The 15,759-nt window shown below is 74.9% G+C and carries 17 protein-coding genes; 10 read left to right on the top strand and 7 right to left on the bottom strand.

From position 1 onward, the window contains the following. Positions 1 to 40: 40 nt before the first annotated feature. From RNC47_RS08265 to RNC47_RS08255, 3 genes are read left to right on the top strand one after another with little or no spacing between them, the layout of a single operon-like run. On the top strand, positions 41 to 655 hold the full coding sequence (locus tag RNC47_RS08265) for a hypothetical protein (protein WP_311596982.1): 615 nt from the start codon (positions 41 to 43) through the stop codon (positions 653 to 655). 6 nt (positions 656 to 661) lie between these two features. After that, positions 662 to 1,951 (top strand): transporter, encoded by a 1,290-nt coding sequence (locus RNC47_RS08260; protein WP_311596923.1) that lies wholly within the window; start codon positions 662 to 664, stop codon positions 1,949 to 1,951. 56 nt (positions 1,952 to 2,007) lie between these two features. Beyond that, positions 2,008 to 2,994, top strand: a complete 987-nt coding sequence (locus RNC47_RS08255) for a twin-arginine translocation signal domain-containing protein (protein ID WP_311596922.1) — start codon at positions 2,008 to 2,010, stop codon at positions 2,992 to 2,994. A 22-nt stretch (positions 2,995 to 3,016) separates the two neighbouring features. Here RNC47_RS08255 and RNC47_RS08250 read toward each other — a convergent pair whose 3' ends face one another. Then, on the bottom strand, positions 3,017 to 3,853 hold the full coding sequence (locus RNC47_RS08250; RefSeq protein ID WP_311596921.1) for a helix-turn-helix transcriptional regulator: 837 nt from the start codon (positions 3,851 to 3,853) through the stop codon (positions 3,017 to 3,019). 153 nt (positions 3,854 to 4,006) lie between these two features. Here RNC47_RS08250 and RNC47_RS08245 point away from each other — a divergent pair, with 153 nt between their 5' ends. Continuing rightward, on the top strand, positions 4,007 to 4,765 hold the full coding sequence (locus RNC47_RS08245) for an SDR family oxidoreductase (protein WP_311596919.1): 759 nt from the start codon (positions 4,007 to 4,009) through the stop codon (positions 4,763 to 4,765). Beyond that, complete coding sequence (locus RNC47_RS08240) at positions 4,762 to 5,238, top strand: nuclear transport factor 2 family protein (protein WP_311596918.1); 477 nt, start codon at positions 4,762 to 4,764, stop codon at positions 5,236 to 5,238. Before RNC47_RS08245 ends, RNC47_RS08240 begins: the two co-directional genes overlap by 4 nt. Position 5,239: 1 nt before the next feature. Here RNC47_RS08240 and RNC47_RS08235 read toward each other — a convergent pair whose 3' ends face one another. Next, entirely contained in the window at positions 5,240 to 5,914 is a 675-nt protein-coding gene (locus RNC47_RS08235) for a histidine phosphatase family protein (protein WP_311596917.1), read from the bottom strand. A gap of 152 nt (positions 5,915 to 6,066) precedes the next feature. Here RNC47_RS08235 and RNC47_RS37580 point away from each other — a divergent pair, with 152 nt between their 5' ends. Further along, positions 6,067 to 6,891, top strand: a complete 825-nt coding sequence (locus RNC47_RS37580; protein ID WP_394814733.1) for a VanZ family protein — start codon at positions 6,067 to 6,069, stop codon at positions 6,889 to 6,891. A 57-nt stretch (positions 6,892 to 6,948) separates the two neighbouring features. Here the strand turns inward: RNC47_RS37580 and RNC47_RS08225 are convergent, their stop codons facing one another. After that, entirely contained in the window at positions 6,949 to 7,743 is a 795-nt protein-coding gene (locus tag RNC47_RS08225) for a phosphatase (protein WP_311596916.1), read from the bottom strand. Positions 7,744 to 7,933: 190 nt separating this feature from the next. Here RNC47_RS08225 and RNC47_RS08220 point away from each other — a divergent pair, with 190 nt between their 5' ends. After that, complete coding sequence (locus RNC47_RS08220) at positions 7,934 to 8,131, top strand: DUF5708 family protein (protein ID WP_311596914.1); 198 nt, start codon at positions 7,934 to 7,936, stop codon at positions 8,129 to 8,131. Here the strand turns inward: RNC47_RS08220 and RNC47_RS08215 are convergent. Both RNC47_RS08215 and RNC47_RS08210 read right to left on the bottom strand, forming a co-directional pair. Then, positions 8,123 to 9,274, bottom strand: a complete 1,152-nt coding sequence (locus RNC47_RS08215; RefSeq protein ID WP_311596913.1) for a low temperature requirement protein A — start codon at positions 9,272 to 9,274, stop codon at positions 8,123 to 8,125. The genes RNC47_RS08220 and RNC47_RS08215 overlap by 9 nt on opposite strands. Before the next feature lie 14 nt (positions 9,275 to 9,288). Beyond that, positions 9,289 to 10,182, bottom strand: coding sequence for a LysR family transcriptional regulator (locus RNC47_RS08210; protein WP_311596911.1), 894 nt, complete (start codon positions 10,180 to 10,182; stop codon positions 9,289 to 9,291). 77 nt (positions 10,183 to 10,259) lie between these two features. Between RNC47_RS08210 and RNC47_RS08205 the strand changes: the two genes are divergently transcribed. Continuing rightward, positions 10,260 to 11,426, top strand: a complete 1,167-nt coding sequence (locus RNC47_RS08205; protein ID WP_311596980.1) for a nuclear transport factor 2 family protein — start codon at positions 10,260 to 10,262, stop codon at positions 11,424 to 11,426. A 38-nt stretch (positions 11,427 to 11,464) separates the two neighbouring features. Here RNC47_RS08205 and RNC47_RS08200 read toward each other — a convergent pair whose 3' ends face one another. After that, positions 11,465 to 11,854, bottom strand: a complete 390-nt coding sequence (locus tag RNC47_RS08200; protein WP_311596909.1) for a PIN domain-containing protein — start codon at positions 11,852 to 11,854, stop codon at positions 11,465 to 11,467. Beyond that, positions 11,851 to 12,114 carry a hypothetical protein gene (locus tag RNC47_RS08195; protein WP_311596907.1) on the bottom strand — a complete coding sequence of 88 codons (264 nt, stop codon included), beginning with the start codon at positions 12,112 to 12,114 and terminating at the stop codon, positions 11,851 to 11,853. The genes RNC47_RS08200 and RNC47_RS08195 overlap by 4 nt, the downstream gene beginning before the upstream one ends. 74 nt (positions 12,115 to 12,188) lie before the next feature. Here RNC47_RS08195 and RNC47_RS08190 point away from each other — a divergent pair, with 74 nt between their 5' ends. Together RNC47_RS08190 and RNC47_RS08185 are read left to right on the top strand one after the other, a co-directional pair. Next, positions 12,189 to 14,885: a helix-turn-helix transcriptional regulator gene (locus RNC47_RS08190; RefSeq protein WP_311596905.1), complete on the top strand. Its 2,697-nt coding sequence runs from the start codon at positions 12,189 to 12,191 to the stop codon at positions 14,883 to 14,885. After that, entirely contained in the window at positions 14,878 to 15,756 is an 879-nt protein-coding gene (locus RNC47_RS08185; protein WP_311596903.1) for an alpha/beta fold hydrolase, read from the top strand. The genes RNC47_RS08190 and RNC47_RS08185 overlap by 8 nt, the downstream gene beginning before the upstream one ends. Positions 15,757 to 15,759 lie beyond the last annotated feature (3 nt).

The raw sequence follows: 15,759 nt of genomic DNA, 5'->3' as shown, positions 1-15,759 counted from the left end.
CGTTCCCGCCCCCGCCCCGACTCGCCCGCTCGCCGAACGCCTGGGCCCCGCCCGCCTGGAGCGGCTGCGCGCCGACTGCGCCGCGCTGGCCGACCGGGACGACACCGCGTTCGCCGTGGCCCTGCTGGCCGGCACCCCGACCCACGAGGGCCGCGCCGAGGAGACCCTGCGCCGCTGGGCGGTCGCGGCCGCCCGGTTCGGCGCCGCCCTGGCCGCCGAGCCGGCGGACGCCGGGCAGCCCCGGGTGGTGGAGCGCCCCGGCGGCCTGGATGGCGACCCGCCGCTGCTGGCCCGCTACCGCTCCCGGCCCGAGCCGACCGTCGAACTGTTCACCGACACCGTGGCGTTGGCCGAGGAGCTGATCGAACTCCTCGGCTGGCGCGCCCGGTACCCCGAGGGGGCCGTCCGCGCCGCCGCCGTCGCCCACGAGGCGGGCCACCACCGGCTGCACGAGCCCGCCGTGAAGCGGCGCCTGCGGGTCGCGCTCGACCACCAGCTGCCGCTCCTCGGCCGGTGGCGGCGGCTCGGCCATGTGGCGGGCGCCGACGAGCTCGCCGCGCACGCCTACGCCGGGGCCACGCTCGGCCTCGGCCGCGGCCCGCTGCTGCTGACCGCCGCGCTGGCCCGTGCCGTCGCCGCCCTGCGAGAGGACTGAGGAACCGTGGGAATCGTCATTCTGCTGATCATGCTGGCCGGCGTCGTGCTGATGCTGACCCGCAAGCTGCCCACGGCGTTCGCCCTGGTCCTGCTCGGCGTCGCCGTCGCCCTGGTGGTGGGGGCGCCGCTGACCGGCGAGGCCAGCGTCTTCGACACCGTCCTCCAGGAGGGCTCGGCCAGGCTGGCGGCCACCATGATCGCCATCCTGCTCGGCTCCTGGCTCGGCAAGCTGCTCGACGAGACCGGCATCGCGGGCACCCTGGTCCGCAAGATCGTGGAGTTCGGCGGGGACCGGCCCACCGTGGTCGCGCTCGGCGTCCTCGGCATCTCGGCGCTGGTCGGCACCGTCACCGGCTCCGCGCCCGCCGCGATGCTCGCCGGCATCATCGGGATCCCCGCGATGATCGCGGTGGGCGTGCCCAAGGTGACCGCCGCCGGGACCATCCTCATGGGGATCGCCGCCGGCATGCCGTTCGAGCTGCCGGTCTGGCAGTTCTTCTCGACCGCCCTCGACCTGCCGGTGGACACCGTGCGGGGCTTCATGATGCGGCTGTTCCCGTTCGCCGCCTTCTTCGCCGTGCTGTTCGTGCTGGTGGAGACCCGGCGGCGGGGCGTGGAACACACCTGGTCGCTGCGGTCGTTCGACGCGCGCCCCGACCGGCGCCCCTCACGGCGCGAACGACTCGGGGACGCGCCCTGGTACGCGCTGTTCACCCCGGCGGTCCCGCTGGTGCTCGCCCTGGTCCTCGACGTGGCGATCATCCCCTCGCTGCTGGCCGGCGTGCTCTTCGCGCTGGTCACCACGACCCGCCCACGCGACATGAACACCCGCCTGCTGCGCACCCTGTACGCCGGCTTCGAGGTGGCGGCCGCGCCCATCGCGCTGTTCGTGGCGATCGGCGTGCTGCTGGCGGCGGTGCAGCTGCCGGACGCCGTCACCGCGCTCGAACCGCTGGTCGAGGCCGTCAGCCCGCAAAACCCCGTGCTGTTCGTGCTGGTCTTCACCGCGCTGGTGCCGCTGTGCCTGTACCGGGGCCCGTTGAACGTCTACGGGCTCGGCGCCGGCATCGCCGGCGTGCTGATCGCGGCGGGGATCTACCCGGCCGTGGCGGTGCTCGGCCTGACCGCCTCCTACAACCAGGTGTTCGGCGTCGCCGACCCCACCAGCACCCAGACGGTGTGGAGCGCCCAGTACTCGGGCGTCAGCCCCCAGCAGGTGATGGTCAGGACGCTGCCCTACGTGTGGTGCGTCGCCCTCGGCGGCCTCGCCGTCACCGCCGCGCTGCACCTCTGAACTCCCCCGACTCTCCCGATCCCACGACCCGTACCACCGACGCGACGGAGTCCCTGATGCCTCTGAACCGCCGTACCTTCCTGTCCGCCGCCACGGCCACCGGCGGCCTGCTCGCCCTCGGCACGCCCGCCACCCCGGCCGCCGCGGCGCCGGGCGGCTTTCCCGACTACCGCCACCTCGGCACGCTGCTGACCCCGGGGCGGCTCTCCTACAACCCCACCGGCGAGATCATCTTCCCCTGCGTCCGCGGCGTCTACGACCGGCTGTCCGCCCCGCTGGGCCGCTACTACCTCTACTACGCGCCGCACGACGCGCCCGGCGGCATCTGCCTGGCGTACGCGGACTCCATCGCGGGCCCCTACACCGAGTACCCGGGGAACCCGATCGTCTCCAACCGCTGGTCCCCGCACTACTCGGTCAGCCACGTCTCCTCGCCCCACGTCATGTGGCACGAGGGCGAGCGCGAGCTGTGGCTCTACTTCCACGGCGAGAACACCACGACCCGGCTTGCCCGTTCGTCCAACGGCATCGACTTCGTCTACGACCGCACCGTGCTGACCACCTCGATGCTGCCCTCGGGCACCACCGAGGCCTCCTACGCCCGGGTCTTCCCGCACGCGCTGCCGGACCGGGGCGCCCGCTACGTGATGCTCTTCATGATCAACACCACGGCCAACCACCGCTCCATCGGCTGGGGCTGGTCACCGGACGGGCGGAGCTGGAGCTTCGCGAGCCAGCCGCTGATCAGGTACTCCGACATCGGCGTCAACGACCTGAGCGGCCCGCACCTGCTGACCAGGAACGGCTCCGCGTACGTCGTCTACCACACCGACCGGGCGAGCGGCGGGACCATCCGGATCACCGAGGTCGGCGCCGACTTCTCCCGCCGTGACCACCTGGGCGTCTTCTACCGCCCGCTGGCCGGGGCACCCGACAACGGCCGGGCCGCCGCGCCGGCGTTCGGCACGGACCGCGGGGTGCCGTACATGATCTACGAGGCGGGGGAGCGCCTCGCCGGCAGCATCGCCATCGCCCGCGGCTGAGCCGCCTCCGGTCGTCGCGGGATCAGTGTTCGACCGGCTGGGGCGGCGGCGCGTGGAGGCTGCCGAGGAGGGCCAGGGCCTGGGCGCTCGGGCTGTCCGGAGGCGCCTGGTAGACCACGAGCTGCTGCCCCGGCGCGGCGCGCACGTCGAAGGTCTGGTAGGTGAGGGACAGGACGCCGACCTCCGGATGGTCCAGCTCCTTGGGGCCCTGGCTCTTGACGGACACGACGTGGCTGCGCCACAGCGCCGCGAACTCCGCGCTGGCCGCCAGCAGGGTGTCCACCACCTCCCGCAGTCGCGGGTGGTCCGGGTCGGGGCCCGTGCCGTGGCGGAGGCTCGCGACGGTCGCCTCCGCCACCTCGGGCCAACGCCGGTAGAACGAGCGGGCGGCCGGGTCGAGGAAGGCCGTCAACGCCAGGTTGTCCAGCCGCCGGAAGGGCGAGAACAGGGCGCGGGCCAGCGCGTTGGCGGCGAGGACGTCGAGCGTCGCGTCGAGCACCAGCGCCGGCGTGTGCGCGTAGCCGTCGAGCAGGGTCACCAGCTCGGGCGAGACCCGCCGGTCGGTGGCCGGCCCCCGCCCGTCGGGCGCGGCGCCGGCCAGCCGGAAGAGGTGGTCCCTGGCCTCGGCGTCCAGCCGGAGGGCGTCGCTCAGGGCGCCGAGCACCTGGGGCGACGGGTTCCGCTCCCGGCCCTGTTCGAGCCGGGCGTAGTAGTCGCCGTTGACGCCGGCCAGCACCGCCACCTCCTCGCGCCGCAGCCCCGGCACGCGCCGCCGCCCGTACGAGGCCAGGCCGAGCTCCTCGGGGCCGAGGCGGGCGCGCCGGGCGCGCAGGAACTCGCCGAGTGCGTTGTCGCTCACCCTGTTCCTCACCCTGTCGCTCACCCGTCCAGCGTAGGCGCGGGCCGGCCCGCGGTGCCTGGGTGTGCCACACCCGGGCAACGGCTGTCCTGGTTGCCGGGACGCCGCGTCCGGAGAGTGGACGTCACCCGCTGAGAGAAGGGAGCAGCCGTGGTGACATCCACGAGCGACACCAGGAACACCAGGAACATCAGGAACGTGCTGGTCACGGGAGCCAGCAGCGGAATCGGCGAGGCGACCGCGCGGCGGCTGGCGGCCGACGGACACCGCGTCTTCCTCGGCGCCCGCCGCGTCGAGCGCCTTGCGGCGCTGGCCGACGAGCTCCGCGCGGCGGGCGGCCAGGTCGGGTACCGCGGCCTCGACGTCACAGACGCCGCCGACACCCGCGCCTTCGTGGCCGCCGCGCTGGAGACGTTCGGACGCGTCGACGTGCTGGTGAACAACGCCGGGGTGATGCCGCTGTCGCCGCTGGAGGCGCTGCGGACCGAGGAGTGGGACCGCATGATCGACGTGAACGTCCGCGGCGTGCTGCACGGGATCGCCGCCGTGCTGCCGCACCTGCGGGAGCAGGGCGGCGGCCACGTCGTCAACGTCGCCTCGGTCGGCGCCCACGAGGTGGTGCCGACCGCCGCCGTCTACTGCGCCACCAAGTTCGCGGTGCGCGCCATCTCCGAGGGCCTGCGCCAGGAGTCGTCCGGCGACATCCGCGTCACGCTGGTGTCCCCCGGCGTGACCGAGTCCGAGCTGGCGGACGGCATCGGCGACCCGGTGGCGCGGGAGGCCATGCGCGCCTACCGCGCGGTGGCGCTGCCGGCCTCGGCGATCGCCGACGCCATCGCCTACGCCGTCGCCCAGCCCGCCGAGGTGGACGTCAACGAGATCATCGTCCGCCCGGCCGCGAGCGCCCAGTGAACGCCGCCGGGAACGCGGCGCTGCTCGACCGGGTGCGCGCGCTGGAGGACGACCGCGACCTGCGGGCCCTGATGATCCGCGGCTGGCGGGCCCTGGACTCCAGGGACTGGGACACCTGGAGCGAGTGCTGGACGGAGGACGCCGTCTTCGAGTTCGGGCCGTGGCAGGAGGTGCGCGGCCGGGACGCGATCCGCCGCACCGTGGTCGAGGCGGAGTCCGGCTACGCCGCGATGCAGCACCACATCCTCAACACGGCCTTCGAGGTACGCGGCGACCGGGCGACGGGCATCGGCTACCTGTGGTTCGTCGCCGTGCCCCGTCCCGACATGCGCGCCACGCCATACGCGATGGGCGGCCCCTACGACTGGGAGTTCGTCAGGACCGCCGCCGGCTGGCGCCTGGCCCGCCAACGCCTGGGCGTCTGGTGGGAGACGGGCCAGGACCCGACGGCGGCCTTCGGCGACCGCGGCTAGCTCACTGGTCGGGGAGACCGTCCTCGACGCTGGCGCCGGCGGGACCGCTGTCGGCCGGGCCGCTGTCCTCGGCGCCCACGGAACGGCCCTCCCAGCTGAGGAGCCGCCAGCCCTCGTCGGGGGCGCCGGAGAGGATCACCACCCCGGTGTTGCGCAGCTCGTGGGCGGCGGCGAACGCCACGTCGACGTTGGCCGCCCGGGCGGCCACCCAGGTCCGGATGGCGGCCCCGTGGCTCACCAGGGCCACGGTCTCCGCGCCGGTGCCGGCGGCCTCCGCGACGACGGCGTCGAACCGGCCCAGGGCCTCCACGCCGTTCTCGCCGCCCGGCATCCGGCGCGTGGTGTCCCCGGCCGACCAGGCGAAGGCGGTGGTCAGGTACGTCTCGATGGCCTGGTCGTCGCCCCGCATCTCCAGGTCGCCGGCGGACAGCTCCCGGATGCCGTCCCGCACCCGGACCTCGAGGCCGGTCCGCTCCGCCAGCGGCGCCGCGGTGAGCTGGGTGCGGATCAGGGTGGAGGCGTACAGCGCGCCGATCTCCTCCGCGGCGAGCGCCTCGGGCAGGGCCGCCGCCTGCTGCTGCCCGAGCGGCGTCAGCGCCGGCCCCGGCACGGCCGTGTCGAGGAGGTGCTTGAGGTTGGAGGGGGTCTGGCCGTGGCGTATCAGCAGCAACCGCATGGGAATGGTGTGTCTCCAGGGCTAGGGGGCGGACTTCCCACTGTGCCACCACGCCGGCCGGCGGCGCCGCGTGGGCCGCGTGGGCGCTGGCCGCCGCGGGTAGACGCCGGGGCAGCGGATCCCGGTCGCCGACCGAAGGAGTGCCGATGTCGATGCCGACGCCTACGTCCGCGCCGTCGCCCGGCGAGCGGACGCCGTTCCTCCAGCGCGACTCCTGGGGCGCCTCGCTGGCCAGGACAGTCGTGCTGTTCGTCGCCCTGGTGTGCATGGTCGCCTTCGCGGTGGCCCTGGCGCGGGTGACGCTGGTGCCCTCGCCGGCCTCCACCGAGATGATCCACACCAACCTGGAGCCCGGCTCCTCGATCCGCGCCTACCTCGACCAGCCCGACCGGTTCTCGATCCTCCAGCAGGTCGGCGGCAACGTCCTGCTCGGGATGCCGTTCGGCGTGCTGCTGCCGATGCTCTTCCCACGTATCCGTGGCCTGCTGCGGGTGCCGGCCTTCACGGCCCTGGTGATGGTGCTGGTGGAGATCGCCCAGGGCCTGATCGTCGAGGGCCGCGCCTTCGACGTCGACGACGTCATCCTCAACACCACCGGCGCCCTCGTCGGCTACGTGCTGGCTGGCCGCCGGCTCGGCCACGCCCTCCACCCACGCCGCCACCACTGGTGGCACCGCTGGACACGCCGCGACACGCCGCCGCAGGCCATGACGGTGACCGACGACGACCGGCCGTCGCCCGCGAGCGCCGCTGCCGCTGGGCCCGCCACCGAGAAGAAGCCCGCGGCGAAGAAACCCGCGCGCAAGGCCGCGACCGAGAAGACAGCGATGAAGAAGACCACAGCGAAGAAGACGGCGACGAAGAAGACCGCGGCGAAGAAGGCGGTGACCAAGAAGACCGCGGCGAAGAAGACGACCGCGAAGAAGGCCGCTCCACGCAGGCAGGGCACCACGGACCCCGGCACCACCGCCGGTTAGCCACCGGCCCGGCCTCGGTCGCGCTCCGCGCGGGGGTCGCCGCCGGCCAGGCGTCCGCTACGCGGGCGTGAGGCCGGACGCGTCCAGCAGGTAGGCGGTGAGGGGTTCGTAGAAGTGCGGGCTGGTGACGTAGTCGTCGAGGGGGACGCACACCGTGAGCGTGCCCTCCGCTTCGCCGAGGAAGAGGGCCGGGTCGTTGCTGTCGGCGTAGCCGACGGTCTCGATGCCGCGTTCCGCCGCGCAGCCGGCCCAGCCGTGGTCGGCGATCACCAGGTCGGGCGAGGGCTCGCCCTCCTGGGGGAGGGCGTCCAGGATCTCGGCCATCGGTCGTGGCGAGTGGGTGTGCCAGAGCGAGGCGCCGCGCTCGTAGACGGCGACGTCGGCGAACTGGGCGATCCGGCCCTCGTCGGCGGTGAGGCCGAGCGGCACCCGCACCAGCTCGCAGCCGGCCGCCCGGAGGGCGGCGGCGGTGCGGACGTGCACGCCGAGCAGCCCGCCGGGGTGGCCGGTGGCCACCAGCACCCGCTGGCGGTCGGCGACGGCCTTCCGCAGCAGTGTCGCGGCCCGGTCGAGGGCGTCGACGGTCAGTTCGGGGTCGATGGTGTCCTGGCCCTGCCGGTGCTCCGGGTCCTCGTCGACGCCGCACCGCTCGGCCATCACGGCCAGCACGTCCTGTTCGTCGGTCCAGCGGTCGCCGAGCTCGAGGCCGAGCCAGTAGTAGCGGTTGCCGTTGGCCAGCTCCCGGTAGTGCGCCAGGTTGTTCTCCCGGGGGGTGGCGACCTCGCCCGCGATCCTGGTCTGTATGAGGTGTTCGATCAGTTCCGAACGGGAGGGGACGGCGGAGGTCGGCATAGGGCAAGTATCGCCTGGCCGGTGAACTTACGGCGGCGGTGTCGCCGAGCTGTGATCTCCCCGTGGAGTGGTCCGTCGTTCGATGTACCGCGGGCGCCGACGATCGTCCCGCGGGCCGAGGCAGGGGCCGGGCGTCCGGGCCTAGCGTCGAGCGTGTCCGTGGCGGACGTTCGAGAGGGGACGCGGGGCGATGGCTCCTGGCAAGGCACGGTTGGTGGAGGGCGGCGCGCTGGTCGTGGTCGGCGGCCTGTTGCGGCTGTTCGGCGGCGACCTGGAGCTCGGCTGGTTCGACGCGCACCCGTTCGGCGTCGTCCTGATGCTGGCGGGCGGCGTCCAACTCCTGGACGGCGCCTGGCGGTTGAACCGAGGGCGGCGGGAGTCAGCGTGAGGGGTGGCGCGGGATCGTGCCGGCGGCGACGAGGGCGGCCGTCAGCAGGCCGGTGACCAGCACGGCGGCGGGCAGGAGGGTGGCGGCGAGCACCAGCGCCGCCGTCAGCGGGAAGAGCAGGCCCTGCCGGCCGCCGACCTGGTGCGGCCTGATGTGCAGCAGCCACAGGACGACCAGGAAGAGCGCGACGGGGAGGGTGACGGCCGCGGCGGCCGCGACGCGGCCGACGGCGGCGTGGTGCACGGAGTGGTCGACGTTCACCGCGAGCCCCGCGCCGACGGCGGCGGCCGCGCCGAACACCAGGTAGTGGCCGTAGCCCCAGACGAAGGCCGTCCGCTGGGAGAGCAGCAGCTCGGCGGCGGGCTTGGCGAAGTACAGCCACCACATCGAGAAGACGATCAGCAGCCCGCCGGCCGCCACCGTGAACAGCCGGGCCGTCGCCTCCTGCGTGTCCACGGCCGAGCGCACGGCCGTGGTGGCGGACAGCACGGACTCGCCGAGCACGATCAGCGTGAACAGGCCGTACCGTTCGGCGATGTGGTGCGGGTGGAACGGCGTGCGGCGGGCCAGCTCCGCCCACACCGGCACCGCCAGGTCGCAGGCGGCGAACGCCGCGAACAGCGGCAGTTGGAGGCCGGGCGGCAGGAGCAGCCAGCCCAGCCACGCCGCCTGTACGACGGCGAGGCCGAGCGCGTAGCGGCGGGCGGTGGCCCTGCCCTCCGGGTGGGCGCGGGCGGCCCGCAGCCACAGGGTGATCAGGGCGGCCCGCATCACCGTGTAGCCGATGGCGATGATGAGGAAGTCGCCCTGCTCGAAGGCCTGGGTGACGCCGGCGGCGAGGATCAGCGCGCCGGTGATGGTCACCAGCAGCGCGATCCGGTACGGCACGTCGTCGGTGTCGTAGGCGGAGGCGAACCATGTGACGTTCATCCAGGCCCACCAGATGGCGAACCAGCCGGCCAGGAAGCTGAGCACGGCGTGGCCGGCGTGGTCGTCCGCGACGTAGTGGTGCAGCTCGCCGGCGATCTGCGCCACGGCGACCACGAAGCACAGGTCGAAGAACAGCTCCAGCGGGGTGGCCACCCGGTGCTCCTCCTCGGGATCGCGGGCGGCCATGGGCCGGTGCAGGGGCGCGCTGCTCATGGGGACATACTGGGTCATTCCGTCGCGTCGCGGCGCGTGTCGAAGGCCGCGGCGAGCTGGTCGAGCAGGGGGGTCGCCGACGGGTGCCGGTCCTGGCGTGGGGTGATCGCGTAGACGCCGCGGGTCGGGGGATCGACGAGGGCCACCGTGGTGACGTCGGCGCGCAGCGCGCCCCGCAGCGCGCCGGGGATCAGGGCGATGGCGTGGCCGGTCGCGACCAGGGCCGTCTTGCCCGGCAGGTCGGCCGCGGCGAGGTCGACGCGGGCGGTGACGCCGGCCCGGGCGGCGTGCTGGCGCAGCAGTGCCGCCGAGCCGTCGTTGTCCTCGACCCAGACCTCGTCGGCCAGCGCCTCGACGGGCACCGGGCCGTGCCCGGCCAGCGGGTGGTCGGCGGGCAGCACGACGACCATCTCGTCCATGCCGAGGAAGCGTCGCTCGACCCGCGGATCGTCGGGCAGCCCCGGAGGCGCGTCGGTGACGACGGCGACGTCGAGCTCGCCGGCGACCACGCGCTCGTGCAGCCGCGCGCTCAGCGCGGGGGACAGGCTCCACCTGAGCGGCGTGGCCCCGTCCAGCAGGCGGCGGATCGCCGCGGGCACGATCCCGGCGGCCAGGGATGGGGTCGCGCCGACGGCCAGCGGCCGACTCGGCGCACCGTCGCGAACCGCCCGCACGGCGCGGTCCGCCTCGTTGAGCGTGCGCAGGGCGTGGTGCCGGAACACCTCGCCGGCGGGCGTCGGACGCACGCCGCGCACGTGCCGCCGCACCAGCTCGGCCCCGAGCCGGCGCTCCAGGCCGGCGATCTGCCGGGAGACCGCCGACTGTGTGTAGCCAAGATCGGCGGCGGCCGCCGACAGCGACCCGAGCCGGCACACCGTCACGAACGTCCGCCAGGCGGTCAGATCCATGGGACCGATGGTATGCGCTCCACGCATGGATACCCTGCGAGATCTGCGCTTGTCGCAGGGGAGTGCGGGCCCGCAGGCTGGGACGCATGACCGCACCGCACCACACGATCGCCGTCCTCGGCCTGGGCCGCATGGGCGCCGCCATCACCAACCGACTCGCCGACCACGACCTGGACGTCGTCGGCTGGACACGCTCCGGGCGCGCGGGGGACGTCCGCCGCACCGTCGAGGACCCGGACGAGGCCGTGGCGAAGGCCGACATCGTCCTGCTGGCGTTGTTCGACGGCCGGGCCTGCGCGGAGGTCGTCGACCGGATCAACGGCGCGCTGCGGCCGGACGCGATCGTGGTGAACACCAGCACCGTCGGCCCCGACGAGGCGGCGGGGCTGGCCCGGCGGCTCGGCCCGGCCTATGTCCACGCGCCGGTGCTCGGCTCCGTGCCGGCCGTCGCGGCCGGCGACCTGCGGATCCTCGCCGCCGGCGAACCGGCCGCGTTCGACCGGGCCCGACCGGTCCTGGACGCGCTCGGCACCGTGCGGCGGGTGGCCGACGCCGCCACCGCCGCCGCGCTCAAGCTGGTCGCCAACTGCGGCCTCGCCGGCACCGTGCTGGCGCTGCGCGACGCGCTGCGGCAGGCCGAGGCGCTGGGGCTGCCCCGGGAGCAGGTCCTCGACGTCCTCGAACTCGGCCCGCTCGGCTGCCTTGTCGCCCGCAAGGGGCCGTTCCTCCGCGGCGAGCCGGCCACCGCGGAGTTCACCATCGGCGCGCTGGCCAAGGACCTGGCGCTGCTGGCCACCGCGTCCGGCCGCCCGCCGGGCGGCGCGGCCGAGCTGGCCGCCATCGCCGCCGCCGATCCGGAGGCGGACATCGCGGTCGCCGCCACGGTCCCCGCCGTGGACGACGCCGTGCGCGCACCGCTGCGCGCCTACGTGCGCGGCCACGCCACCGGCGACCCGGCCCACTTCCGCGACGCGTTCCTGCCCACCGCGCACATCGAGGGGATCCGGGACGGGGCGTTCGTCTCGTGGGGCCTGGACGAGTACTGCGCGCTCTTCCCCGGCCGGCCCGCCCCGGACGAGGCGAGCCGCACCCGACGCGTCGACGCCGTCGACGTCCACGGCACCGTCGCCACCGCGACCATGACCCTCCGGCACGGCGCCGACACCTTCACCGACGTCTTCCTGCTGGTCCGCGCCGAGGCCGGCTGGCGCATCGCCAACAAGGCGTACCACCGGCACGCCTGAGCCGCCGCCGGGTGTGACGGTTCGGCTGTGCCGCGAGGCTACTTGTCCAGGTCCATGACCCGCGTGCCGGTGCCCTGGTAGGCATCGGGGGCGAGCGTGGCCACGATGGCGCCCTCCGGGCGCTCCACGGACGGCGCGGCGACCTGCACGGCATGGGCGATGCCAGGGGTGAGACCGGCGGCGCAGAGTTGGGAGACGGCCAGTATGTCGGAGAACGTCAGATCGACCGCGTTCAGCACTTCCAGCGCGCCGACGTGGGCAGCGACGCCGTGACGTTCACGGTCCGCCTCCAGCACGCAGAGCACGGGGACCCACAGCTTGTTGCTGTGATTGCGATAGGCGTTGTGGATCAGACTGGAAGCCATGCGATTGCCCGAGCCGAGCGCCAGCAGGGTCGGATGGTCGATGACCAGGTGATGCTGGATCACGCGGCTGCCTCGGAGCGGTTAGCGAAGGCATCCTCGATCTTGCGTTGGATGAGGTCGCTGTCCTCGTCGGTGACGTGGACGCCGAAGTGCTCCGCGAGGTAGGCGCGTGCCCGCTCCGCACGGTCCTCGCGTTCCTGAAGGGTGAGGGTCGACTCGGCGAACTCCTGGACGAGCGAGCGGATCGACACGCCACGGGCTTCGGCGAGTACCGCCAACCGGTCGCGGACATGGTCGGGGACGCGGATCATGACGTCAGGCATGCGAGGAGTATACGCGGCGTATATGCCCCTCGGGGGCGGAGCAGCACCCGGCCGGTCTCCTACAGTGGGGCCTCGTGCTCTACGGGAGATCGGCGGAGATCGACGCGCTCGACGAGGTGATCGCGCGGGCCCGCGACGGCTTCGGCGGGGCGGTGGTGTTGCGGGGTGAGGCGGGCGCGGGGAAGACGGCGCTGCTCGACGCGGCGGCCGCGCGCGGCGGCGCGATGCGGGTGCTGCGGGCCACCGGCGTGGAGGCCGAGTCCGACCTCGCGTTCGCGGCGCTGCACCAGGTGCTGTGGCCGGTGACCGGCTCGCTCGACGCGCTGCCGGAACCGCAGGGCGAGGCCGTGCGCGCCGCCCTCGGGCTCGCCGCGGGCGGTGGCGGCGACCGGTACCTGCTGGGCGCCGGGGTGCTGTCGCTGCTGGCCGAGGCCGCCGCGCCGGACGGTCTGCTCTGCGTGGTCGACGACTTCCAGTGGGTCGACCGGGCCTCGGCCGACGCGCTGCTGTTCGCCGCCAGACGGCTGGCAACGGAACGGATCGCGCTGCTGTTCGCCGTGCGCGGGGACGCGCCGGTCAGGGGCGTGCCGCTGACGGTGGACGTGCCGGGCCTGCCCGGGGCCGCGGCGGCCGAGCTGCTGGCGACCCGCCACGGGGTGGCGCCCGCGGTGGCCAGGGAACTCGTCGCGGGGACCCGGGCCAACCCCCTCGCGCTCGGCGAGATCGCCGCCCGCCTGACGCCCGCCCAGCTCGCCGGGCGCGAACCGCTGCCCGACCCGCTGCCCGGCGGCGCCCGGCTCTTCGGCGAGCGGGTGACGGCCCTGTCGGCCCCCGCCCGGCTGCTCGCCCTGGTCGCCGCCGTGGCGGCCGACCTCGACCTGGTGCTGCGCGCCACCGAGCGTCTTCCGGGGACCCGGGAAGCGCTGGCGGAGCTTGAGGAGTCAGGGCTCGCCACGCTCTCCGGCACCCGGGTGCGGTTCCGCCATCCGCTCGTCAGGTCGGCGGTGCACGAGGCCGCCGCCCCGGCCGACATCCGCCGGGTGCACGCCGTGCTGGCGGAGCTGACCGAGGGCGACAGCCGCGCCTGGCACCTGGCCGGCGCCGCCCTGGGCCAGGACGAGCGGGTCGCCGCCGAGCTGACGGCCGCCGCGGCGCGGGCGCGCGACCGCGGCGGGTACGGCACCGCCGCCACCGCGCTGGCCAGGGCCGCCGAGCTGACCCCGAAGCCGGCCGCCCGTGCCGTCCGCCTGAAGGACGCCGCCGTCGCCGCCTGGCTCGGCGGCCGACCCGGGCAGGCCGAGTCGCTGCTGGCCGAGGCCCGCGAGCTGGCCGGCGCGGACGCCGGGCTCGCCCTGGAGATCGCCCGGCTCCGCGGCCGGTTCGAGCTGAACTCGGGCGACGCCGCCGAGGCCGTGCGGATCCTGGCGGCGGGCGAGGGCCTCGACATGCTGGCCGACGCGATGGAGGCCGCCTCGTACGTCGGCGACCCGGCGGCCGTCGTCGAGCTCGGCCGGCGGGCGGCCGCGCACCCCGAGGGCTTCCTGCGCGACACGCTGGCCGGGATCGGCCTGACGTCGGCCGGGCACGAGGCGGGACCCGGCCTGCTGCGGCGGGCGTTGGCCAGGACCGGCGAGCTCGGCGAGGCGGCCGAGTACCTGTGGGCGGCGGCCGCGGCCAGCCAGCTCGGCGAGTCGGACCTGGCGACGGAGCTGGTCGACCGGGCCGGACGGGTGGCCAGGGTGTCGGGGATGGCCGGGCAGCTCCCCGTCGTGCTGGAGTTCGTGGCGACGGGCGAGCGCCTCGTCGGGCGGCTGGCGAGCAGCCAGGCCGTCTCCGAGGAGGGCCTGGAGCTGGCCAGGGACGCCGGCTACACGAACACGGTGGCCGCGCACCTCGCCAACCTGGCGGTGCTCGCGGCGCTGCGCGGCGAGGCGGAGAGCTGCGAACGGTGGGCCCGCGAGGCGCTGGCCATCGCCGTGCCGCACCGGGTGGGGCTGCGGGCCGGGGTCGCCGCGTACGCGCTGGCGCTGCTCGACCTGTGCCTGGGGCGGCACGCGGCGGCGCACGACCGGTTCACCGCCCTCGCCGCGGCCGGGCCGGGCGTCGGGCATCCCACCGTGGCGTGGCGGACGGCGCCGGATCGCGTCGAGGCCGCCATGGGCGCCGGCGACGGCGCGGCGGCGCGGGCGGCGTCGGAGGCGTACCGGCGGGGGGCGGCGCACGCCGCGACGCCCGAGTCGCACGCCCTGCTGGCCCGCTGCCGTGGCCTGGTCGACCCTTCGGACGAGGCCGTCGACGCCTTCGACGAGGCGCTGCGGCTGCACACCAACCCGTTCGAGGCGGCCAGGACGGCCCTGCTGCTGGGCGAACGCCTGCGCCGCGCGCAGCGGCCCGGCGAGGCGCGGCCGCACCTGCGGACGGCGTGGGAGACGTTCGAACGGGCGGGCGCGCGGCCGTGGGCGAGGCGTGCGCGGGCCGAGCTGCGGGCGGCGGGCGAGAGCGGCGGCGGGCAGGCCCCGCCCGCCGCCGCGCTCGACGTGCTGACCCCGCAGGAGCTGCGCATCGCGGAGCTGGTCGCCGACGGGCTGTCGAGCAGGCAGATCGCCGCCCGGCTCTTCCTGAGCCCGCGCACGGTCGAGTACCACCTGTACAAGATCTATCCGAAGCTGGGCATCGGCTCCCGTACGGAACTCGCGCGCCTGGTGGTTCTGACCGGTAGTTCTACGGAAGGCACCGGCGGCGGAACCCGAGATGCTCTGAGACATGAGTGACGTGAAGATCTGGAGCGAGGAGTTCGGCGCCGAGACGGACGCGCCGATCCTGTTGGTCATGGGTTCGATGTCGCAGGGCGTCCTGTGGCCGGACGAGTTCGTCGGGCGCCTCGTCGCCGGGGGCCGCCGGGTGATCAGGTACGACCACCGGGACACCGGCCGGTCGGACACCGTCGACTTCGCGGCGGACCCGTACACCTGGAACGACATCAAGGACGACGTGTACCGGGTGCTGGACGCCCACGGCCTGGCGAGCGCGCACCTGGTCTGCCACTCGGCGGGCGGGCTGCTCGGCCAGTTCGTCGCGGTGGAGCGGCCGGAGCGGGCGCGCACGCTGACCGTCATCGGCTCCTCGCCGCTCGGCGGCGGCGAGGGCCAGGTGATCATGCGGGCCCTGATGGGGGAGCCGCAGCCCGAGGGAAGCCTGCCCGAACCCACCCCGGAGTTCGTGGCCTTCTACCGCGCGCTGCTGGCCGCCGCGCCGCCCGCGGACCGGCGCGCCAGGATCGACGGCATGATCGCCGAGCAACGGCTGCTGCACGGCACCGGGCTGCCGTTCGACGAGGACGCGGCGCGCCGGCTCCAGGAGCGGATCCACGACCGGGCCCGCGATCTGTCGGCGGTGGCCAACCACCGGCTGGCCGCGGCGGCGAAGCCGGACTTCGAGCCGGTGGGCGTGCTGCACCGGGTGGAGGCGCCGACGCTGGTCGTCGAGGGCAGCCACGAGCCGGCCAAGCCGGGCCACGGCGCGCTGATCGCCGAGCGGATTCCGGGGGCACGGCTGCTGATCGTGCCGGGCATGGGCCACACGCTGCCGCCGGAGACGCACGAGGAACTGGCCACCGCGATCCTCGCGCACACGGCCGGGTGACCC

The organism is Streptomyces millisiae (assembly GCF_031845425.1).
Classification (GTDB): domain Bacteria; phylum Actinomycetota; class Actinomycetes; order Streptomycetales; family Streptomycetaceae; genus Streptomyces; species Streptomyces millisiae.
The sequence above is the reverse complement of the archived record's forward strand: the minus strand, read 5'-3'. Positions and strand labels throughout refer to the sequence as shown.

Coding starts and splice junctions, on each gene's coding strand:
- RNC47_RS08255 (WP_311596922.1), top strand. CDS start 2,008: ATGCCTCTGAACCGCCGTACCTTCCTGTCCGCCGCCACGGCCACCGGC.
- RNC47_RS08235 (WP_311596917.1), bottom strand. CDS start 5,914: ATGCGGTTGCTGCTGATACGCCACGGCCAGACCCCCTCCAACCTCAAG.
- RNC47_RS37580 (WP_394814733.1), top strand. CDS start 6,067: ATGCCGACGCCTACGTCCGCGCCGTCGCCCGGCGAGCGGACGCCGTTC.
- RNC47_RS08225 (WP_311596916.1), bottom strand. CDS start 7,743: ATGCCGACCTCCGCCGTCCCCTCCCGTTCGGAACTGATCGAACACCTC.
- RNC47_RS08220 (WP_311596914.1), top strand. CDS start 7,934: ATGGCTCCTGGCAAGGCACGGTTGGTGGAGGGCGGCGCGCTGGTCGTG.
- RNC47_RS08215 (WP_311596913.1), bottom strand. CDS start 9,274: ATGAGCAGCGCGCCCCTGCACCGGCCCATGGCCGCCCGCGATCCCGAG.
- RNC47_RS08210 (WP_311596911.1), bottom strand. CDS start 10,182: ATGGATCTGACCGCCTGGCGGACGTTCGTGACGGTGTGCCGGCTCGGG.
- RNC47_RS08195 (WP_311596907.1), bottom strand. CDS start 12,114: ATGCCTGACGTCATGATCCGCGTCCCCGACCATGTCCGCGACCGGTTG.
- RNC47_RS08185 (WP_311596903.1), top strand. CDS start 14,878: ATGAGTGACGTGAAGATCTGGAGCGAGGAGTTCGGCGCCGAGACGGAC.